Annotated in this window: 18 protein-coding genes; 8 read left to right on the top strand and 10 right to left on the bottom strand. The window is 74.7% G+C overall.

Annotated features, from left to right (window positions below; genetic code table 11):
- Positions 1 to 13 precede the first annotated feature (13 nt).
- Genes gltC through A2CP1_RS17465 form a run of 3 tightly spaced genes read right to left on the bottom strand, consistent with a single transcriptional unit; the run spans position 14 to position 3,276 of the window.
- A complete protein-coding gene (gltC, locus tag A2CP1_RS17455; RefSeq protein WP_015934599.1) occupies positions 14 to 1,756 on the bottom strand; it encodes an adventurous gliding motility protein GltC in 1,743 nt (580 codons plus the stop codon).
- A gap of 6 nt (positions 1,757 to 1,762) precedes the next feature.
- The gene (locus A2CP1_RS17460) at positions 1,763 to 2,548 is read right to left on the bottom strand and encodes an outer membrane beta-barrel domain-containing protein (protein WP_012527391.1); all 786 of its coding nucleotides are present in this window, start codon (positions 2,546 to 2,548) and stop codon (positions 1,763 to 1,765) included.
- Positions 2,545 to 3,276 carry an outer membrane beta-barrel domain-containing protein gene (locus tag A2CP1_RS17465; RefSeq protein ID WP_245529824.1) on the bottom strand — a complete coding sequence of 244 codons (732 nt, stop codon included), beginning with the start codon at positions 3,274 to 3,276 and terminating at the stop codon, positions 2,545 to 2,547. Before A2CP1_RS17465 ends, A2CP1_RS17460 begins: the two co-directional genes overlap by 4 nt.
- 288 nt (positions 3,277 to 3,564) lie before the next feature.
- Between A2CP1_RS17465 and cglC the strand changes: the two genes are divergently transcribed.
- Together cglC and A2CP1_RS17475 are read left to right on the top strand one after the other, a co-directional pair.
- On the top strand, positions 3,565 to 3,984 hold the full coding sequence (gene cglC, locus A2CP1_RS17470) for an adventurous gliding motility lipoprotein CglC (RefSeq protein ID WP_012527393.1): 420 nt from the start codon (positions 3,565 to 3,567) through the stop codon (positions 3,982 to 3,984).
- On the top strand, positions 3,981 to 4,439 hold the full coding sequence (locus A2CP1_RS17475) for a DUF192 domain-containing protein (RefSeq protein ID WP_012527394.1): 459 nt from the start codon (positions 3,981 to 3,983) through the stop codon (positions 4,437 to 4,439). Before cglC ends, A2CP1_RS17475 begins: the two co-directional genes overlap by 4 nt.
- Positions 4,440 to 4,513: 74 nt before the next feature.
- On the opposite strand, the gene A2CP1_RS17480 is transcribed toward A2CP1_RS17475, so the two are convergent.
- Positions 4,514 to 4,879 (bottom strand): TIGR02266 family protein, encoded by a 366-nt coding sequence (locus tag A2CP1_RS17480; protein WP_012527395.1) that lies wholly within the window; start codon positions 4,877 to 4,879, stop codon positions 4,514 to 4,516.
- Positions 4,880 to 4,944: 65 nt separating this feature from the next.
- On the opposite strand from A2CP1_RS17480, the gene A2CP1_RS17485 reads away from it, so the two are divergent.
- Positions 4,945 to 7,206, top strand: a complete 2,262-nt coding sequence (locus A2CP1_RS17485) for a type VI secretion system protein (protein ID WP_015934601.1) — start codon at positions 4,945 to 4,947, stop codon at positions 7,204 to 7,206.
- A gap of 13 nt (positions 7,207 to 7,219) precedes the next feature.
- Here the strand turns inward: A2CP1_RS17485 and A2CP1_RS17490 are convergent, their stop codons facing one another.
- Complete coding sequence (locus A2CP1_RS17490; protein ID WP_012527397.1) at positions 7,220 to 7,678, bottom strand: hypothetical protein; 459 nt, start codon at positions 7,676 to 7,678, stop codon at positions 7,220 to 7,222.
- 109 nt (positions 7,679 to 7,787) lie between these two features.
- On the opposite strand from A2CP1_RS17490, the gene A2CP1_RS17495 reads away from it, so the two are divergent.
- Positions 7,788 to 8,249 carry a DUF4440 domain-containing protein gene (locus A2CP1_RS17495; protein WP_015934602.1) on the top strand — a complete coding sequence of 154 codons (462 nt, stop codon included), beginning with the start codon at positions 7,788 to 7,790 and terminating at the stop codon, positions 8,247 to 8,249.
- Positions 8,250 to 8,253: 4 nt separating this feature from the next.
- Here A2CP1_RS17495 and A2CP1_RS17500 read toward each other — a convergent pair whose 3' ends face one another.
- Complete coding sequence (locus tag A2CP1_RS17500) at positions 8,254 to 9,222, bottom strand: homoserine kinase (protein WP_015934603.1); 969 nt, start codon at positions 9,220 to 9,222, stop codon at positions 8,254 to 8,256.
- A 55-nt stretch (positions 9,223 to 9,277) separates the two neighbouring features.
- On the bottom strand, positions 9,278 to 9,778 hold the full coding sequence (locus A2CP1_RS17505; RefSeq protein ID WP_015934604.1) for a hypothetical protein: 501 nt from the start codon (positions 9,776 to 9,778) through the stop codon (positions 9,278 to 9,280).
- Positions 9,779 to 9,931: 153 nt separating this feature from the next.
- Here A2CP1_RS17505 and A2CP1_RS17510 point away from each other — a divergent pair, with 153 nt between their 5' ends.
- Positions 9,932 to 10,756, top strand: coding sequence for a tetratricopeptide repeat protein (locus A2CP1_RS17510; RefSeq protein ID WP_015934605.1), 825 nt, complete (start codon positions 9,932 to 9,934; stop codon positions 10,754 to 10,756).
- Between the two features lie 101 nt (positions 10,757 to 10,857).
- Complete coding sequence (locus tag A2CP1_RS17515) at positions 10,858 to 12,522, top strand: sigma 54-interacting transcriptional regulator (protein WP_015934606.1); 1,665 nt, start codon at positions 10,858 to 10,860, stop codon at positions 12,520 to 12,522.
- A 23-nt stretch (positions 12,523 to 12,545) separates the two neighbouring features.
- On the opposite strand, the gene A2CP1_RS17520 is transcribed toward A2CP1_RS17515, so the two are convergent.
- The 3 genes from A2CP1_RS17520 to A2CP1_RS17530 form a co-directional block, all read right to left on the bottom strand.
- Positions 12,546 to 13,091 carry a GspE/PulE/PilB domain-containing protein gene (locus A2CP1_RS17520; protein ID WP_015934607.1) on the bottom strand — a complete coding sequence of 182 codons (546 nt, stop codon included), beginning with the start codon at positions 13,089 to 13,091 and terminating at the stop codon, positions 12,546 to 12,548.
- Positions 13,092 to 13,177: 86 nt separating this feature from the next.
- Positions 13,178 to 14,023, bottom strand: coding sequence for a tetratricopeptide repeat protein (locus A2CP1_RS17525; protein WP_015934608.1), 846 nt, complete (start codon positions 14,021 to 14,023; stop codon positions 13,178 to 13,180).
- Positions 14,020 to 14,748 (bottom strand): OmpA family protein, encoded by a 729-nt coding sequence (locus A2CP1_RS17530; RefSeq protein ID WP_015934609.1) that lies wholly within the window; start codon positions 14,746 to 14,748, stop codon positions 14,020 to 14,022. Before A2CP1_RS17530 ends, A2CP1_RS17525 begins: the two co-directional genes overlap by 4 nt.
- A 121-nt stretch (positions 14,749 to 14,869) precedes the next feature.
- On the opposite strand from A2CP1_RS17530, the gene A2CP1_RS17535 reads away from it, so the two are divergent.
- Both A2CP1_RS17535 and A2CP1_RS17540 read left to right on the top strand, forming a co-directional pair.
- Positions 14,870 to 16,237, top strand: a complete 1,368-nt coding sequence (locus A2CP1_RS17535) for a sigma-54-dependent transcriptional regulator (protein ID WP_015934610.1) — start codon at positions 14,870 to 14,872, stop codon at positions 16,235 to 16,237.
- 209 nt (positions 16,238 to 16,446) lie between these two features.
- Complete coding sequence (locus tag A2CP1_RS17540; RefSeq protein WP_174315305.1) at positions 16,447 to 19,209, top strand: penicillin-binding protein 1A; 2,763 nt, start codon at positions 16,447 to 16,449, stop codon at positions 19,207 to 19,209.
- Positions 19,210 to 19,217 lie beyond the last annotated feature (8 nt).

Raw genomic sequence — 19,217 nt, forward strand, 5'->3', positions numbered from 1 at the left:
TCCTGGTGAGGCCCTACTTCGAGGCGGTGCCGGGCCGCGAGAGGCGGTCCTTGCAGCCGCGGGTGAGCGTGTACGAGTACGTGCCGAGCTCGTCGCGCCAGAACTCGCCCTCGTACGGCCAGTACAGGTGCTCGTCGGAGACGGCCGAGGAGTACTTCAGGTCCTTCACCACCTCGACCTGGCTGCCGCGGGCCAGCGAGCCCTCCAGCGCCTCGCGCTCCTTGCGCGAGACCTCGATCTTGATGCGGAGCGCCTGCGCCAGCAGCGAGCGGAGCTGGTCCCGCTCCCACTCGAGCTTCGCGCGGGTGCGGGCCCCGGCCTCCTCGACCAGCGCCACCTTCTCGGCCCGGAGCTGGTCGCCCAGCCGCTTGGCCAGCGCCGACTGGCGGAACTCGGAGCGCCGCCCGCCGATGCCGCGGTCCATCTCGTCCTCGACCTCCGTGACGCTCTGGGCGAGCTGGCGGACGTTCTGGTCGGTGAACGCGAGCTTCATGATGCGGCGCGGGAGGGCGCCGGCGCGCACGCCCGCGTCGAGCAGGTCGTAGTACGCCGCGGGCGGCCGCTGCGCCGCGGTGGTCTTCACCAGCTCGTCGTAGACCGGCTGGTACAGCCCGGCGAACGTCTCGAGCACGCGCCGCGCCTCGGGGTAGCGGCAGTTCTCGTAGTAGACGATCGACTTCAGGACGTACGACTCGGGGAAGTACTCGTCCTTGAAGTACGGCGACTGCAGCGTGAGCAGGTTGCCGAGCGTCTTCTCGTAGTCGCCGATGCGGTAGTGGGCGTACGACGCCTCCCACAGCCCCTCGAGCCAGCTCTCGCCGCCCCACGGCATCTTCCCGTAGTAGAAGATGGCGTAGCGGTTCTGCCGGTTCTGGTAGTGGATGCGCGCGAGCTGCAGGAACGCGAGCTCGCGGAGCTGCGGATCGGCGGCCCGGCCGCGCTTCGGGTTCGTCAGGCGGACCACCTGCTTGAACTGCTCGGACGCGCCGACGTCGTCGCCGGACGCGTAGAGCACCAGGCCGTCCACGAACCGCGCCTTCGCGTACACGTCGCCCTGCTCGTTCGGCGGGGCGTCGCCCTTCGGCGCCGCGGCGCCGGCCTGCTCGCGCACCAGCGACACCAGCCGCCGCGCCTCGCCCCAGGCGCCGCGCGCCTCGTCGGCGCGCCCGGCGTCGGCGAGCGCGCGGCCGCGCTCGAACTCGTACTTGGCGAGGAGGAAGTGGAAGCGGTCCTCGAAGCCGGGCGGGAACGAGTCGCGGGCGTGCTTCGCCACGCGGGAGAGCAGCGGCTGCTCGTTCTTGAGCTTGTTGCCCGCGTAGAACAGCCACTCCATCGAGGAGCCGTAGAAGCGCGAGCCGCTCGGGCCCTTCGCCAGGATCTCGTCGAAGGTGGCGAGCGCCGAGTGGAGCAGGCCCATGCGCGCGAGCGACTTGCCGAGCTGGTAGCGCGCCTCGTCGTGCGCGGCGGCCAGCGCCGGCTCGCGCAGGATCTGGTCGAACGCGAGGGCCGCCGTCTCGGTGGCCTTCTCGTCGAGGAGCCGCTTGGCCGCGTCGAGCCGCGCCTTCGCCTCGGCGGCGGGCGCGGCCTTGCCGAGCTCGAGCGCGGGGAGCGAGAGCGACTCGTCGCGCTTCTGCGCGGCGGGAGGGGCCGGCTTCTTGTCCGGCGCGGTGAGATCGATGCCGAGCTGCGCCTCGGCCGCGGGAGCGGCGGCGAGGGCGGCGACGGCGAGGAGGATCTTGGAGGTGGCGCGCGCCATGGTGGCCTAGTGCCCCGCCCGGTTGTGGAACGGGAAGAAGAACGACAGCCCGATCTCGGTGAACAGCTGGTTCTGGATGTCGTCCCGGGCCGCGCCGCCCTCCTGCCAGTTGGGCACCGGGACCGAGTAGATGTAGTCCTTGAACTCCAGCCGGGCGGCGATCCACTCGGCGAAGAACACGCGGAAGCCGAGCCCCACGTGGCCGCCGATCGTGCTCTTCGTGCCGGGCTTGCCGCCCGAGACGGCGAGCGCCTCCGCCTGCGTGGCCGACAGCACCTCCTCGTAGGAGATCCAGTCGGCACCCGCGATCACCGAGAGGTCGAAGTGCGCGACGCGCTCCGCGAACACGTTGAGCTTGCCGTACACCGGCGACCAGCCCACCTCCAGGCCCGTGACCATCTTGAGGTTGCCGGGGACCTGGTAGAGCTGCGTGTCGGCGGCGTCCTGGCAGCCGCCGTTGGAGGGGCACACCACCGCGGAGCCGGTCCGGGTGGAGCTGCCGGCCGCCACGGCCGCGCCCACGTAGAGCCACTCCGCCGGGTGATAGCCGAGCTTCAGGCCGCCCCAGCGCTTCGCGTAGAACGCGTCGTTGAGGGAGAGGTTGCCGGTGAGGGAGAGCTCGAACCGTCCGGCCTTCTGGAAGAGCGCGCCGGAGACCGGCGGGATCTTGCCGGCGAAGGCGTCGGACTTGCTCTGCGCCCGCGCCGCGAGCGGCGCCAGCAGGAGCGCCAGCGCGAGCGCGGCGAGCGCGCGTGCGGCGAGGGATCGGATCGTCAGGCCGTCGGTCGTCATGGGTGGACGTACTCGAACGTCGTCGGGAAGAAGAACGAGAAGCCCACGTTCGCGGTGAACACCTTCTGGAGCGTGCTCGGGACCGAGGCGACGGGCTGATCGGGGTAGAGCGTCGCGAGCATGCCGAGCTCGAACGCCATCCACTCCCGCGGGTAGAAGCGGACGCCGCCGCCGAGGTCGGTGGCCAGGTGCGGCCCCTCGTTGCGCGGCGCGACGCTGGTCGCCGTCCACACCGCGCCGAAGCCGGCGGTGAGGAACAGGTCGAAGTGGATGATGCTCTGGTTGAGGAAGGCCGCCTTGCCGTAGATCGGCGACCACACCCCGGCCAGCATCGCCTGCCCGTACAGATCGGAGGTGAGCAGCTGGCTCTGGAAGGCGAGCTTGCCCTCGCGCACGTTGTCGGTGCGGAGCGAGGTGCCGCAGCCCCAGTCCTCGCGGTAACAGGCGCCGCGCACCGCGATGGCGAAGGAGTCGTGCACGCTGTACGCGAGCCGCAGGCCGACGCCGAGCTTCTGGTAGAACGCGTCGTTCACCGTGGCCGAGAACATCGGCGCGATCTCGAAGCGCCCGCGCTTCATGAACCCCTTGCGCTGGACGGCCTTCACCTTGTCGCCGAGCGCCACGTCCTTCTCGGAGAAGGGCAGCACCGGCGCCGGCTCGGCCTTCGCCGCGCCCTCGCTGGGCGGTGGCGTGGCCGGCTTGGGCGGTGGAAGGTCATCCGTGCGCACCGGGTCCGCGTCCTTCGCGGGCGGAGGTGGCTGGCTCAGATCGAGCCCTGGAAGGTCCTGGGCGGCCCCGGACAGCGGGACCACCACGACGAGCAACCAGGCATATGCGAGATGTTTTCTCATTCGATGGCGTCCCACGTACACGGGGCATCCTAGCCAAAGCAAATGGGAGGAGCAACGGAGCGTACCGCGCAGAAATGCGTGATTCTGTGCGTCTGTAGGCGCTTGTAGCGGGTCGAGAGCCTTCCTTGTCGAGTCGCGAGGTGCGTGCTAACGATTCCCACAATCATGCGTCCCCAGGTCATCCGATTGATCGCCGCGCTCGCCTCTGCCGCAGCGCTCACCGCTTGCCAGAACCCGAACGTCGGGGAGCGCTGCAAGCTCTCGTGGGGGAGCGGCGACCCGCCGAGCCCGCAGACCGCTTCCGGCGACTACTTCGAGTCCGGCAACATCGGCTGCGAGGACCTCATCTGCATCGTCTCACCGGCCCCGGAAGGCTCCAAGTACGGCGGCTGCTCCGGTGATTCGTGCGGATACTGCTCGAAGCCGTGCGTCTCCGACCAGGACTGCTACAAGTCCGAGACCGGCCTGGTCTGCGACCAGGTGGTGCTCGACCCGGCGTTCCTGGCCAGCCTCGACGAGACGACCCGCCAGCGCTACCTGGGCGAGACGCAGTACTCGTCCTACTGCGTCGTCCCGCGGCAGTGATCGGCGCGCGCGCCGTGGTCGTGCTCGCCGCCGCGCTGGCGTGTGCCTCTCCCAAGGCACCCGAGCCGGCGCGCCCCGCCCCGCGCGTCATCGTCGAGACCGCGGCCGGCGCGAGCCACGCCGTCCGGGTCGAGGTCGCGCGCGACGAGGCCTCGCGCACGCGCGGCCTCATGGAGCGCTCCTCCCTCGCCGCGGACGCCGGGATGCTGTTCGTGTTCGAGGAGAGCGAGCTCCACACGTTCTGGATGCGCAACACGCTCATCCCCCTCGACATGATCTTCGTCGACGACGCCGGCCGCGTGGTCGGCGTGGTGGAGCGGGCCGAGCCCCTCACCCTGTCGCCCCGCGACGTGGGCGTGCCGAGCCGCTACGTGCTCGAGGTGAACGGCGGCTGGGCCGCGGCGCACGGCGTGAAGGCCGGCGACCGGGTGCGCTTCGAGAACGTGCTGTATTGAGCGCGGGGCCCGTGACCTCGCGCGCCCGCCTTCGCGGGCTCGCGCGACGTCCCCGCGGGCGCAGGATCGCCGCGCTACCCCTTCCTCAGCAGCCGCTTCGCGAGCAGCGGCCCGAGGCTCTCGGACATCAGGCGCTCCACCGTGCTCTCGAAGTCGGCGCGGAGGCGCTCGTCGGACCAGACGAAGCGGATGCCCATCCCCGCCTCCTCGCCCTGCGCGCTCGCGTGCACCACCTCGCCGTTCAGCTCGAACGCCGCCGGGCGCCCCGGCACCGCGAGCCGGAACACGAAGCGCGTCCCCACGGGAAGCGTCTTCCGGGTCTTGATGAACGTGCCGCCCTTCGAGATGTTCTTCGTGTAGTCGGCGAAGAAGCTGTTCAGCTTCTTGTAGTCGACCTTCAGCTCGATGGGCGCGCGCGCGTGCTCGCGGTTCTCCGGCATCGCGCGCCATGTTATCCCGGGGCTGGCGCGGCCGGTAGCGGCGGCGCCGATATCGGCGGGACGCGATGCTCGATCTCCTCCAGGCGCTGATCCGCCTGCGCGCGGTGCGCGGCGCCGCGGCGCTGCTCGCGGCGCTGGGGCTGGCGAGCGGCTCGCTCCCGCTGCTCGACGCGCCGGGGTACGAGCTGGGCGAGGCCGGCGCGCTGCTCGCGGCGCTCGTCCTCGGTCCGGCGCTCGGGTTCGCGGCGGGGCGCGCCGCCCGGGCCCGCCCGGAGCCGTCGCCCGCGGCCGCTGCCGCCGCGGCGGGCGCGGTCGCGGCGGGCCTGCTCGGGCTGCTGCTCGCGGGCGCCCTGCTCCGGGCCGCGGTCGGGCCGTGCAGCGCCCTCGCCGCCGCCGGCTTCTTCCCGCTGCTCGCCGTCCCGTCGGCGCTGCTCGCCGCCGCCCTGGGCGCCGCCGCCGCGTTCCTGGCCCGCGGCCGCGCCGGCCCGGCGGCGGCCCTGTACGCGCTCGTCGTGCTGGCGGCGCTGGGCGTGGCGCTCCGGGGCGCGTACGCCGGCCCGGCCGCGTTCGCCTGGAGCCCGCTGCTCGGCGCCTGGCCCGGCCCGCTCTACGACGAGGCGCTCCGGGTGGACGGGCGGGTGGTGCTCGGCGCCCTCGAGGCCACCGCGCTCGCCGCCGCGGTGGCCGCGGCGGCCGAGCTCGCGCTCCGGCCCCGGCGCACGCGGCGCCGGCTGGCCGGGGTCCTGCTCGCGCTCGCCGCCGCGGCGGGTGCGGTCGCCGCCGCGCGGGGCGCCCGCGCCGCGCTCGGGCTGGACGGCTCGCGCGAGACGGTGGCGCGCGCGCTGGGCGGCGTCCGCGAGGGCCCGCGCTGCACGCTCGTGCTCCCCTCGGAGAAGCCGGAGGCGGCCGCCGCCGAGCTGCTGGCGGAGTGCGAATTCCACGTGGCCGAGGTGGCGCGCGCGCTCGGGATCGAGCGGCCGCCGCGGGTGACGGTGTACGTGTACCGGAGCGCCGAGGAGAAGCGGCGCCTGGTGGGCGCGGCCGGCACCGACTTCACCAAGCCCTGGCGCGCCGAGATCCACCTCGGCGACGCGCCGCTCCCGCACCCGGTGCTGCGCCACGAGGTGGTCCACGCGGTCGCCTCGGCGCTCGCGCCCGGCCCGCTGCGCGTCCCGGCGCGGGCCGGCGTGCTGGTGTCGGCGGGCCTGGTGGAGGGGCTGGCGGTGGCGCTCGAGGTGCCGCGCGGCGCCTGGACGGTGCACGAGTGGTCCCGGGCGGCGCGCGACCAGGGCCGGCTCCCGGACCTGCCGGCGATCGTGGGCCCGGGCGGCTTCTGGAGCCAGGCGCCGGCGCGCGCGTACACCGCGGCGGGGAGCTTCCTCGCGTTCCTGCTCGCCCGGCACGGGCCGGCGCCGGTGGCGCGCGCCTACGCCACCGGCGACGTCGCCGCCGCCCTGGGCCGCCCGCTGCCGGCGCTGGTGGACGAGTGGCAGCGCTTCCTCGACGGCGTGGCCGTGCCGGAGGGGCTCCGGCGCGAGGCCGAGGCGCGGCTCGCGCGCGGCAGCCTGTTCACGCGCCGCTGCGCGCGCGAGGCGGCGGCGCTGGAGGCCGGCGCCGGGGCCGCGGCGGCCGCCGGGCGGACCGAGGAGGCCTGCGACCTGTACCGGCGCGCCGGCGCGCTGACCGGCTCGCCCTGGGCCGCGAAGGCGCGCGGCGACGCGCGGGCACGGTCCGGCGACCTCGCGGGCGCGCTCGCGGCGTACGCGGAGGCCCGGGCCCAGGGCGAGGGCCAGGGTGCGCTGCAGGGCGCGCTCGCCGCCGCCGAGGCGGACGTCCGCTGGCGGCAGGGCGACGCCGCCGCGGCCGCGGCCGGGTGGGCGGAGGCGCTCGGCGCGGGCCCGGACCGCGGGGAGGCGCGGCTCCTCTCGGCCAAGCTCGCGGCGCTGCGCGACCCGCGGCTCGCCGCCGCCGCCCTGCCCTACCTGCTCGGCCTCGGCGACGCGACGCTCGCGCTCGCCCGCACCGCGGCGGTGGACGCGCCGCTCGCGGCGTACCTGGTCGGGCGCGCGCACGGGATCCGCGGCGAGGCGGCGCCGGCGGCTGCCCTGCTCGCCCGCGCCGCGGCGGGCGGCCTCCCGCCCGAGCTCGCGGCCGAGGCGCGCGCGGCCGGCGGCGAGGCGGCCTGCGCCGCCGGCGAGATCGGCGCGGGCGAGGAGGCGCTCCGGGCGGCGCTGGCGCGCGCCGCCTCGGAGGCGGAGCGCGAGCGCCTGGAGGCGGGGCTGCGCCGCTGCGCGTTCGTGGCCGCGGATCGATCCGCCGCGCGCTGACGCGCAGGCGCGATCAGACGCCGCCGCGCAGGCGGTCGATGGCGGCCTTCGGGTTCTTCACACCTTTCTTCAGCAGCCACCAGCCGACCTTCATCCCACCGACCGCGAGCACGCCCAGGTACCCGTGCTCCAGCAGCCGCGCCGTGGACGCGTCCACCCGCACGCGCACCTTCACGGCCGGGTCGCGCTCGATCACCAGCTTGAAGAACTCCACGCCGAACTCGCCCACGTCGTCGGAGCGCAGCCCCGTGATCCGCTCCACCGCCGCGGCCGGCAGGGTGAGCGTGAAGTCCGGGTCGGGCGCCGCGCCGTCCTCCACCGCGGGCCCGCCGCTCGCCATGGTGAAGCGGGCCGGGCCGCCGTCGAGCGCCAGGTTCACGCGCGCGCCGCGCGCCAGCGGCCGGGTGGCCTTGCGGGCGGCGGGGGCGGTCTCGAAGAACGTGCGGAGCGAGGCGAGGCTGGGATCGGCCATCGCCGGGAATGTATGCGGCGGGAAAGCGCGTCGGCAACGGCCCGCCGCGGCGCCCCGGAAAGGCCCGAGAAGATTGACGCGGCACCTCGGGCGGGACAAAGTCGCGCGCATGACGAAGCGCCTCGCCCTCCTGCTCGCCCTGGCCACGGCCTGCGCAGCGCGCCAGCTCCCCGGCACCAACATCGACGACACCCGGGACAACCGCGGGGTCTTCGAGGCCATCCAGCAGTACGTCCAGGCCATGGGTCGCCGCGACGCGGCCGCGGTGGTCGCGCTCGCCGCGCCGGACTACTTCGACGACGCCGCCACGCCCGCGCCGGAGGACGACGTGGACCGCGCCACGCTCGCGCGCACGCTGCCCGAGGACCTCGCGAAGGTGGACGCGCTGAAGCTGGAGATCCAGGTCCGCAAGATCGAGGTCCAGGGCGACCGCGCCATCGCCGAGGTGTTCTACGACGGGTGGTACCGGGTGAAGACCGCGACCGGCGTGGTGCCGCGGCGCGACTCCGACGTGCACCGCATGCACCTGCGCAAGGTGGACGGGCGCTGGCTGTTCACCGCCGGGCTGTAGCGGGTCAGACGCCGAGCAGCGCCCGGAAGCCGCCCTCGCCCATGTCGCGCAGCGCGGCGAGCCGGTCGCGGTAGCGCCTCCAGTCCTTCCAGGCCAGCCGGTCGGCGCCGAGCGCGGCGCGGTGGAACGCGTGGATGCGCGAGGCGGTGAAGCGCAGCGCGGCGTAGCGCGCCCACGGGTAGAGCGCGTCCGCGGTCTCCGGCTCGAGCCGGCGCTTCGCGCGGTAGCCGGCGAGCAGCGCGGCGGCGCGCGCCGGGTCGTAGCGATCCACGTAGCACCAGGCGTTCACCGCGACCCCGAGGTCGTAGGCGAACGGGTCCACGCAGCTCATCTCCCAGTCGAGCACCGCGCCGACGCGATCGCCGATCCAGAGCACGTTGTCGATGAACAGGTCGCCGTGGACCAGCCCGCGCGGCGCGCCGGGGAGCCGCTCCGCGCGCGCCAGCTCCTCCTCCAGCATCGGCAGCGCCGCCCGCACGTCGGCGTCGCCCCCGCCGTCCGGCCGCAGCTCCGAGATCCACCCGCGCACGCGCTCCGGCGCGTACGGGTTGCGGCGCTCCGGCACGAAGCCGGACGCGAGCTCGTGCAGCCGCCCGAGCTGCTCGCCCACGCGACGGCAGCGCTCCGGGCCCGCGGCGTCGCGCGAGATCTCCTCGCCGGCCGCGTAGGCGAACAGCATCGCCTGCTTGCCGTCCACCGGCACCCAGGGCCGCCCGTCCGCCGCGAGGCGCAGGCGCGCCACCGGGAACCGGGCCTCGTGGAGGTAGCGCTGGACCTCGGCCTCGAACCGCACGTCGGCGTCGGTCTTCCCCTCGTTGAGCCGCAGGAACCAGCGCTCGCCGCCGGCCCACAGGTGGTAGTTCGTGTTGACGCTGCCCTTCGGCTCCGGCTGGACGCGGTCCGGCGCGGGGAGCCCGAAGCTCCGGACCGCGGCGGCGATCTGCTCGCTGGAGAGGACGGTGTAGAGGGCCATCGGTCGAGGCCGGCCGGAGCCGGGAGGCGGAGCATGCCCTCCAGGGTCGTCCCCGTCAACGGTCGGGGGCCGGCGGGAGCGTCGCCGGCGGCGGCCCCGCCAGTGCCTCGGCGAGCGTGATGGGCCGCCACGCCGCCTCGACCACGCGCCACCCGTCCGCCTCGCGCTCGAGCCGCAGCGCGAAGCGGTGCGCGGTGCCCTCGCCGGGGAGGAGGTTCACGAGCGCCTTCCCCCGGCCCGCCGCGCGCGACAGCACCGCGTCCACCTGCGCCGCGGCGCGGTCCCCGTCCACCGCCACGGTCGCGCCGGCCACCGCGGCCGAGGCCCAGGCGCCGCGCAGCACCTCGAACGCGACGAGCTGCTTCGCGCCGGCGCGATCCAGGCCGTGCCCCCCGAACCGCTCCGACAGCGGCGCCACCACCGCATTCACGTCGCGGGACGCGACCGCCGCGGCAGAGCCGTCCACCAGGCGGCGGATGCGCGCCTCGTCGTCCTCCTCGCCCCGGCCCCACCACCAGGCGGCGCCGGCCGCCGCGATCGCCAGCGCGATCGCCATCCACCACGCGCTCCTTCGCCTCACCCTCGCCTCCCGGGCGCCCGCCCGTCCGCCCTCTCCGTCCCTGGCCCCGGGGCGCCGGCGCCGGTTAGATTCGCTCCAGCCGACCTCCGCGCCCCTGTTCCGGGCGAAACGAAAGTACACTCCGCCGCCGTGAGCCGCGACAAGAAGGACCCCATCGCCCTGTCCGACGCGCACAACTCGCGCGGCATCGAGCTCGCCGACCGCGGCTGGCTCGACGAGGCCATCAAGGAGTTCCACAAGGCCATCGAGCTCGACCCCAGCTCCGCGCACGCGCACGACAACCTCGCGACGGTGTACTCGGAGAAGAAGCTCTACCGCGAGGCGCTGAACGAGTACCTCACCGCGCTCCGGCTCGAGCCGGACAGCGCCACCGCGCACTACAACCTGGCCTCCTTCCTCGCCACCCACGGGCCGGACATGGCGGTCGTCGAGTACCAGGACGCGATCCAGCTCGAGCCCGACCACCCCGACGCGCACCTGAACCTCGGGCTGACGCTGGCCGACCAGGGCAAGACGGAGGAGGCGGTGAAGGAGCTCGGCGTCGCCATCGAGCTCGAGCCGTCCGACCCGTTCCCGCGCCACGAGCTGGCCGGCCTGCTCATGGACGAGGGCGACTACCGCGCCGCCATCGCCCACCTCAAGGAGGTCGTGCGCCTCGAGCCGTCCAACTTCGAGGCCGAGCTGGACCTGGGCATCTGCTACGCGCAGAAGGGCTTCTACGCCGAGGCCGAGCGCGCCTACGCGCGGGCCGCGGCGCTGAAGCCGGACGACCTGCTCCTCAACTACGACGTGGCGGCGCTGTACGCGCTCTGGGGCAAGCCGGCCCCGGCGCTGGAGGCGCTGCGCAAGGCGCTGGCGCAGGACGCCGACAAGGTGCGGGACTGGCTCCGGACCGACCCGATGTTCGATGGCCTGAAGGGCAACGCGGAGTTCGAGGAGCTGGCCCGCGGGTAGCGCTCCGGCTGCCCGGGTCAGCCACGCACTCCCCGTATGGCCGCCCCCTCGGCGGAGGGCGGACCTTCACCCAGGGCGCGGGGTTGGCTAGCCTCGGGCGCATGCCCGAGCTTGCCTTCTTCCGCCACGGCGAGGAGCTGCTGCGCGTCACCCTGACCGATCGCACCGCGCTCGGCAGCGGCCCCGAGTGCGACGTCTCGCTGCCCGATCCCGCGCTCGCCCGCGTGCAGGCGGTGGTGGAGCGGCGCGCCGACGGGTGGTGGCTGGTGGACCGGTCCGGCGCGGGCACCGCGGTGGGCGGGGCGCCGGTGCGCGAGGCGCGGCTCGGCGACGGCGCCGACCTCGCGCTCGGCGCCTGGCGGGCGCTCTTCCGCGCGGCCGAGGGCGTCGCGCCGGGCGCGGGCGAGACGCGGCTGCGCGCGCACGACGAGCCGCCGGCCGGGGCGCCGCCGCCCGCGCGGCTCCGGCTCCGCGCCGGCGGCCGCGAGCGCACCGTCCCGGTCACCGCCGCGGGCGTGGTGGTGGGCAAGGACCCGACCTGCGACGCGCCGCTCGACGACGCGTTCGTCTCGGCCCGCCACCTGCGCGTCGAGGCGCGCGGCGGCCGGTGGGCGCTCGTGGACCTCGGCTCGACGAACGGCACGTTCATCAGCGGCGCGCGGGTGACGCGCGCGGAGCTGCCGTTCGGCCTGCCGGTTCAGCTCGGGGACGCGGAGATCGTCCTCGAGCCGCGCGAGGCGCCCGAGCCCGCCCGCGCCGAGGCGTTCGAGGGGATGATCTCGCGCGACGCCGCCATGCGGCAGGCGTTCGAGCTGGTGGAGCGGGTCGGCCCGTCGGAGGCGGCGGTGACCATCCTCGGCGAGACCGGCACCGGCAAGGAGCTGTTCGCCCGCGCGCTGCACGCGCGCTCCGCGCGGCGGGACGGGCCGTTCATCCCGGTGAACTGCTCGGCCATCGCCGAGACGCTCATCGAGTCCGAGCTGTTCGGCCACGAGAAGGGCGCGTTCTCCGGCGCGGAGCGCATGCGCAAGGGCGCCTTCGAGGAGGCCGACCGCGGCACGCTGTTCCTGGACGAGATCGGCGAGCTCCCGCTCGACCTGCAGCCGAAGCTGCTCCGCGTGCTCGAGCTGGGCGAGGTGAAGCGGGTGGGCGCGTCCAGGCCGATCCAGGTGAGCGTGCGCATCGTGGCCGCCACCCACCGCGACCTGCGCGCGCAGGTGCGCGCCGGGCGGTTCCGCGAGGACCTGTTCTACCGGCTCTGCGTGGTGCCCATCACCGTCCCGCCGCTGCGCCGGCGCGCCGGCGACGTGCGGGCGCTGGCGGAGACGTTCCTGGCGCGCGCGGCGCCGCGCGGCGTGGCGCTGCGCTGGAGCGAGGAGGCGCTCGCGAAGCTCGAGGCGTACGACTGGCCCGGGAACGTCCGGCAGCTCCGGAACGTGGTGCAGCGCGCGCTCCTGTTCCGGGGCGAGGGGCTGGCCATCGGGCCGGCGGCGGTCACCTTCGAGGACACGCGCGCCGCGCCCGCCGACGGCGGCGACGACGACACGCTGTACGTGCGCGGCCTCACGCTGGAGGAGATCGAGCGGGAGGCGATCCGCCTGTCCCTGCGACGCAACCGCGGCAAGCGCGCCGCGGTGGTGAAGGAGCTGCGCATCGCCAAGAGCACCGTGATGAAGCGCATCGGCCAGTGGGGCCTGCACGACGAGGGTCGGCCGCCGGGCGAGGCGCCGGATCCCGAGCCCGACGACGAGGCCGAGGTGGCCTGACGCGGGGGCGCAGCCCTCGTCGGCTAATGCATCCAGCCGTCGCCCCGACGCAGCAGCGTCAGCGGGCTCGTGTCCTCGGGCAGGTCCACCGCGTCCGGGCGGTAGGCGAAGCCGCCGGGCCGGAACGTCGCGCCGTCCAGCAGCCGCGCGATGGCCCGGGTGAGGTCGTCGTCGGCGGCCAGCACCGGCTTGACCCGCAGGCCGGTCGCGAACGCGATCTCGTCGAGGACGCCGAGGTCCCCCGGGTCCGCCAGCGCGACCACCACCGCCGCGCCGCGGGGCTCGTTCACGCGCGAGAGCGGCAGCACGTTGCGGGTGCGGATGAGCTTCTCGGGCAGCAGGCGAAGGACCGCCGGCGGCACGTGCCGGTCGCCGATCTCCATGAACGGCACCCCGAGCTGCGCGCCCACCGCGCCGAGCACGACCGGCTCGCCCAGGAACCCGAGGCTGACGATGCTGCGGCCGAGGCGCCCGCCCCAGCGGCGCTGGTGCGCGAGCGCGCTCTCGAGCTGGACCGCGTCGATGGCGCCCTGCGCCACGAGCAGCTCGCCGATCCGCATCCTCGCCATCGCACACCCTCCACGGACGGTGGAACACACACTCCGAACGGGACGGAGTGTACCACCTACCTCAGGGGGATGTGAGAGGAACGCGCCTACTTCCGGCGCGGCTTCTTCGGGGTGAGGTCGGCCTGGAGCTTCCTGGCCTGCGCGGCCGCGTCCGACCTGGGGAACTTCGCCACGAGCTCCTTCAGCACGCCCGGGGCGTCCTTCTTCAGCTCGTCCACCTCGAGCATGGCCCGGGCGATGCCCAGCATCGCGTCGGGCGCGCGCTCGGAGCGCGGCGCCTTCTCGTAGATCCAGCCGTACGCGACCAGCGCCTCGCGCCAGCGCTTCTGCTCCATCGAGCGCTCGGCGGAGTGGAAGGCGGCCTCGGGCGCCATGGCGTCCGCCGGCCAGCGGCGCACGTACTCGTCGTACAGCGTCCGCGCGACGCTCTTGTCGCCGGTCGCCTCCTCCTTCTGCGCGAGCGCCAGGAAGGAGACCTTGTCGTCCGGCCGCTCGAGCGTGTCGATCCGCTCCTTCGCCTCGAGCTCGTCGAGCGCGCCGCGCCCGCGGAGGGCCGCGAAGCGCTTGTCGGTGCGATCGGAGAGGGCGCCGACGGACTTCTCGATCTGCCCGAGGCGGTGCTGCTCGACCTCGAGGTCGCCCTTCACGCGCGTGAACTCGTCCTGCAGGCGCTGGAGGGAGACCCCGAGATCGGCGCCGCTCCGCCGGGCGGCGCGGTTCAGCTCGTCGATCTTCTGCTGCACCTCGACGATCTTGCGATCGACCGCGGCGACGCGATCGGCGACGACCCGCTGCTGCTCGGCGGAGTCCGCCTCGAGCCGGTCGAGGCGCGCCTCCATCTGACGCCCGCGCTCCAGCGGGACCCAGCATGCGGTCAGCAGGAGCGCGAGCGCCGGCGCGGCGGCCCGGAGGATGGAGGTGCGGAGGCTCACCGCTCGATCTGGAAGTCGTCGCGGCGGTTCTTGGACCAGCAGGCCTCGGTCGCCTCGGAGCAGACCGGCTTCTCCTCGCCGTAGCTGACCGTGTCGACGGAGGAGCTGACGCCGAGGTCGGTCAGGTACTTCTTGGCCGACTCGGCGCGGCGGTTGCCGAGCGCGACGTTGTACTGCGCGGTGCCGCGCTCGTCGCAGTTGCCCTGCACGAGCACGCGCTTCGCCGGGGCCTGCTTCAGGCAGTCGGCCAGCTTCTGCAGGTTCTGCTGCGACTCGGGGGTCAGGTTCGAGCGATCGAAGGCGAAGTGGACGCTGAACGCGGTGACGTCGGCGCACTCGGGCGGAACGGACGCCTCGGGGGCGGCGGCGGCGCAGCGGCCGGCCTGGCACTTCTCACCGGCGCCGCAATCGCGATCCGACGCGCAGGAGCCGGGCTCGCGGGCCACGCAGCGCTCGCCCTGGCAGGTCTGGCCGGCGGGGCAGTCGGTGTCGGCCGCGCACTGGGGCTTCGGAACGCACGCGTTCGCGCGGCACACGAAGCCTTCCTTGCAGTCGGAGTCGGCGCCGCACTCCTGGCAGCGGCCCTCGACGCAGACCTTGCCGTACCCCTCCTGCTCGGCGCAGTCCTGGCTGGTCTTGCACTCACCGTTCTTCGGCTTCGACGGACAGCCGCCGAGGACGAGGGCACCTGACACGGTCAGGGCGAGAAGGAGAACACGACGCATGACGACCTCCATTCGAAAATGACAAGTCTGGGAACTTGGGGACGCCCGCTTATTGGCTCCATTCGGAACGCCTGTCAAAGGATTTCCTCGTCGCGGAACCATCCGGGATTAACATCCCCGCATGCCGGCGACGGTGCTCGTCGTGGACGACGAACGCAACATCCAGCTCACGCTCTCGCGCGCGCTCTCCATGGAGGGCTACGCGGTCGAGACGGCCTCCGGCGGCCGCGAGGCGCTCGAGAAGATCGCCGCACTGCCGGTGGACGTGGTGGTCATGGATGTGCGGATGCCCGACCTGGACGGACTGGCAGTCCTCCAGCGGGCACGCGAGACCCGCCCGGAGCTGCCCATCGTGATCATGTCCGGGCACGGCTCGATCGACACCGTGCGCAGCGCCTTCAAGCTCGGCGCCTTCGACTACCTCGAGAAGCCCATCACCGAGAAGGAGAAGCTGCTCGTCGCGGTGAAGAACGCGCTCGCGCTCGAGTCGCTCCGCGCCGAGAACGCGGCGCTGCGCCGCGCGGCGGGCCAGGGCCAGCTCGAGATGATCGGCGGCGGCCCGGCCATGCAGCGGCTGTTCGACCTGGTGCGCCGCACCGCGCCCTCCGAGGGCCGCGTGCTCATCACCGGCGAGAACGGCACCGGCAAGGAGCTGGTGGCCCGCGCCATCCACGAGCAGTCGCGGCGGCGCGACCGGCCCTTCGTGAAGCTGAACTGCGCCGCGGTGCCGGCCGAGCTGATCGAGAGCGAGCTGTTCGGCCACGAGCGCGGCGCGTTCACCGGGGCGGTGGCGGCGCGGCGCGGCCGGTTCGAGCAGGCCGACGGCGGGACGCTGTTCCTCGACGAGGTGGGCGACATGCCCGCCGCCATGCAGGCGAAGGTGCTGCGCGTGCTGCAGGAGGGCGAGCTGGAGCGGGTGGGCGGCCAGCAGACGCTGCGCTGCGACGTGCGGGTGGTGGCCGCCACCAACAAGGACCTGCAGGCCGAGGTGGCCGCGGGCCGGTTCCGTGAGGACCTCTACTACCGGCTCAACGTCGTGCCCATCCACACCCCGGCGCTGCGCGATCACAAGGAGGACGTGCCCGAGCTGGCGGCGCGCTTCCTGGCCGAGGCCTGCGAGCGGAACGGCCGCCGCGCCATGCGCCTCGGCCGCGACGCGGTCGCCGCGCTCCAGACGCACGACTGGCCCGGCAACGTGCGCGAGCTGCGCAACCTGGTGGAGCGGCTCGCCATCCTCTGCGACGGCCCGGAGATCGGCGCCGAGGACGTGGTGGCGATGCTGCCCGGCGCCCGCCGCCCGCGCGGCGATCGGCTGCGCGCCGGCGCCGCGTTCCACGAGCTGGTCGAGGAGGCGGAGCGCGAGATCGTGCTCGCGGCCCTCGAGGCGCACCAGGACAACGTGTCGGACACGGCCCGCGCCCTCGGCCTGGAGCGGAGCCACCTCTACAAGAAGATGCGCGCGCTCGGCATCAAGCGCGGCGCCGAGTAGCCGCCCGCCCGCCCCCGCCCGGCCGTGTCGCCCCGGCCACGGCGGCCGTGTCGCGGCGGACACGCGCGCCAAGGAATCCGCTGGGCCGCCGCGCGTTCCATGGAGGTGGGGGCCCCTGGCACGCCGACTGCTCCCCCAGGGGCATGACCTTTCACCGCCGCGGCGCTTTGCCGGACGCCACCCCGGGAGCTATCGTTCGAGCCCTCGCCGTGGACACCCCCTCCCACCCCGCCACACCGCCCCCGGCCGCCGTCCGCGCCGCCGAGGGCGAGGAGCCGCCGCGCGTGCGCCGTCGCCTCTCCCGCAAGTCGAAGCGGCTCCTCCGCGCCGCCGCCCTGGCCGTGCTCGCCGGCGGCCTGCTCGGCGGCGGCCTGCTCCTCGCCTGGACCCGGGAGCTGCCCGCGTTCGACGGCCTGAAGGACTACGAGCCGCTCGTCTCCACCCGCGTGTTCGGCGCCGACGGCGAGGAGGTGTTCCAGTTCGCGCGCGAGCGCCGCACCGTGGTGCCGATCGACGGCATCCCCGACGTGCTGAAGAAGGCGGTGCTCGCCGCGGAGGACGCGCGCTTCTACGAGCACGAGGGCGTGAACTACCTCGCCATCGCGCGCTGCGCGGCGAAGGGGCTGCTGGGCGGCGGCGTGAAGTGCGGCGGCTCGACCATCACGCAGCAGGTGGTGAAGACGTTCCTGCTCCCCACCGAGTGGCGCGTGAAGCGGAAGGTGAAGGAGCTCGTGCTGGCGCCGCGGCTCGAGCAGAACCTGACCAAGGACGAGATCCTCTACCTCTACCTGAACCAGATCTACTTCGGCCACCGGCGCTACGGCGTCGAGGAGGCGAGCCGCTTCTACTTCGGCAAGGGCGTGAAGGACCTCACGCTCGGCGAGGCCGCCGTGCTCGCCGGCGTGATCCAGTCGCCCATGCGCTGGTCGCCGGTGAACCACCCCGCGCGCGCCAAGGAGCGGCAGCGGTACGTGCTGCGCCGGATGATGGAGGAGGGCTTCATCACGCGCGCGCAGGCGGAGGCCGAGTCGGCGCGTGCCATCCGCACGCGCCCGCCGCCGGACGATCCGCCGGGCGCGTGGTACGCGGACGCGGTCCGGAAGTACCTGGACGAGCGCTACGGCGCCGAGGCGGTCGAGACGCAGGGGCTGCAGGTGGACGTGGCCATGGACGCGCGGCTCCAGGCGGCCGCCGAGACCGCGCTCGAGGGCGCGCTGCGCGCCGTGGACAAGCGCCAGGGCTGGCGCGGCCCGCTGCTCCACCTCGACCCGCCGCGCGCCGCCGCGGCGCTCCCGCTCTGGCGCAAGCGGCTCGAGGCGATCGAGCCCGGCCCGGGCGAGGTGTACGTGTGGGACCTCGGGCGCGTGAACCCCGACCAGATCGAGCCGGGGGAGGACGAGGAGCAGGAGCGCGACGTGGCGCGCATGGCGCGCGCGCGGCGGCTCGAGGACGGCGGCATCTACGCCGGGCTGGTGCGGGAGGTGGACGACCGGACCGCGGTGGTGGACCTGGGCAACGCGCGCGGCGAGGTGACGCTGGCGCAGGCCGCCTGGGCCCGCAAGTGGAACCCGACCTCCGCCACCGCCGCCCCGAAGAAGCTGTCCACGGTGGTGCAGCCGGGCGACGTGGTGAACGTGCGCGTGGTGCCGGGGAAGGTGCCGGCCGCGCGCACCGCGGCCGCCGGCAAGCCCGTGCCGCTCGCGCTGGAGCAGACGCCGCTGGTGCAGGGCGCGCTGGTGGCCATCGACCCGGCCACGCGCGGCGTGCGCGCGCTGGTGGGCGGGCTCGACTTCCAGGCCTCGCAGTTCAACCGCGCCACGCAGGCGCGCCGGCAGCCGGGCAGCGCCATGAAGCCGTTCGTGTGGGGCGCCGCCATCGAGTCGCGCCGCTTCACGCCGGCCACGGTGGTCTACGACACGCCCGACCTGTACCGCGACCCGTGGACCGGCAAGGAGTGGAAGCCGCGCAACTTCGAGAAGGACCAGTTCGACGGCCCCATGCTGCTGGCCTCGGCGCTGGCCCACTCCAAGAACACCGTCTCGGTGAAGCTGGTGGACGCGCTCGGGGTGGATGCGGTCATCGGCTTCTCGAAGCGGATGGGGATCGCGTCGGAGCTGCCGCGCAACCTCACGCTCGCGCTCGGGACGGGCGAGGTGCTGCCCATCGAGCTGGTGAACGCGTACGCGAGCCTCGCGGCGAACGGCTTCCAGACGCCGCCGCTGGTGGTGCTGCGCGTGCGCGACCGCACCGGCAAGGTGCTGGAGGAGCAGCGGCCGGTCGCGCCGCCCGCGCCGTCCCGCGACGGCGCGGTGGTGGTGACGGCCTCCGCGGTCGAGGCGGCCGGCGCCCCCGCGGCGCCCGCTGCCGCGCCCACCGCCGCCGTCCCCGGCGCTGCTCCGGCCCCGGCCGACGCGCCCGCCGGGGCGCTCGCCGCCGCGGCCCCGGCGGTCGAGGGCGCGGGCGCCACCGCCGCGCCGGCGCCGTTCCCGGTCCCGACCTCCGGCACTCGGCCCGACGTCTCGTACGTCGTGACCTCGATGCTGCGCGGCGTGATCGAGGGCGGGACCGGCGCCGCCGCGCGCGTGCTGGGACGGCCCGCCGCCGGCAAGACCGGCACCGCCCAGGATCACCGCGACGCCTGGTTCGTCGGCTACACGCCGGAGCTGGTCGCGGGCGTCTGGGTCGGCTTCGACGACCACTCGCCGCTCGGGCCGCGCGAGACCGGCGCGGTGGCGGCGCTCCCGGCCTGGATCGCGTTCATGCAGGCGTCGCTGGGCGGCAGGCCCGCGAGCGACTTCGACCCGGTGCCCGGCGTCGAGGTGGCGCGGGTCGATCCGCAGAGCGGCCTGCTGGCCGCGCCCGACCAGGGCGGCGCGCCCGCGCTGCCGTTCCTGTCCGGCACCGCGCCGGCGCAGGAGGCCTCGTCGCACCCGGGCTCCGCGCCGCAGAACTTCTTCATGGACGACCATTGACGCCGCGG

Origin of the sequence: Anaeromyxobacter dehalogenans 2CP-1, from assembly GCF_000022145.1 — a bacterium.
GTDB lineage: Bacteria > Myxococcota > Myxococcia > Myxococcales > Anaeromyxobacteraceae > Anaeromyxobacter > Anaeromyxobacter dehalogenans.

Bases quoted from the DNA above. Each gene is read 5' to 3' on its own strand.
- gltC (WP_015934599.1), bottom strand. From the start codon at position 1,756: ATGGCGCGCGCCACCTCCAAGATCCTCCTCGCCGTCGCCGCCCTCGCC.
- A2CP1_RS17460 (WP_012527391.1), bottom strand. From the start codon at position 2,548: ATGACGACCGACGGCCTGACGATCCGATCCCTCGCCGCACGCGCGCTC.
- cglC (WP_012527393.1), top strand. From the start codon at position 3,565: ATGCGTCCCCAGGTCATCCGATTGATCGCCGCGCTCGCCTCTGCCGCA.
- A2CP1_RS17480 (WP_012527395.1), bottom strand. From the start codon at position 4,879: ATGCCGGAGAACCGCGAGCACGCGCGCGCGCCCATCGAGCTGAAGGTC.
- A2CP1_RS17485 (WP_015934601.1), top strand. From the start codon at position 4,945: ATGCTCGATCTCCTCCAGGCGCTGATCCGCCTGCGCGCGGTGCGCGGC.
- A2CP1_RS17490 (WP_012527397.1), bottom strand. From the start codon at position 7,678: ATGGCCGATCCCAGCCTCGCCTCGCTCCGCACGTTCTTCGAGACCGCC.
- A2CP1_RS17495 (WP_015934602.1), top strand. From the start codon at position 7,788: ATGACGAAGCGCCTCGCCCTCCTGCTCGCCCTGGCCACGGCCTGCGCA.
- A2CP1_RS17500 (WP_015934603.1), bottom strand. From the start codon at position 9,222: ATGGCCCTCTACACCGTCCTCTCCAGCGAGCAGATCGCCGCCGCGGTC.
- A2CP1_RS17505 (WP_015934604.1), bottom strand. From the start codon at position 9,778: ATGGCGATCGCGCTGGCGATCGCGGCGGCCGGCGCCGCCTGGTGGTGG.
- A2CP1_RS17515 (WP_015934606.1), top strand. From the start codon at position 10,858: ATGCCCGAGCTTGCCTTCTTCCGCCACGGCGAGGAGCTGCTGCGCGTC.
- A2CP1_RS17520 (WP_015934607.1), bottom strand. From the start codon at position 13,091: ATGGCGAGGATGCGGATCGGCGAGCTGCTCGTGGCGCAGGGCGCCATC.
- A2CP1_RS17530 (WP_015934609.1), bottom strand. From the start codon at position 14,748: ATGCGTCGTGTTCTCCTTCTCGCCCTGACCGTGTCAGGTGCCCTCGTC.
- A2CP1_RS17535 (WP_015934610.1), top strand. From the start codon at position 14,870: ATGCCGGCGACGGTGCTCGTCGTGGACGACGAACGCAACATCCAGCTC.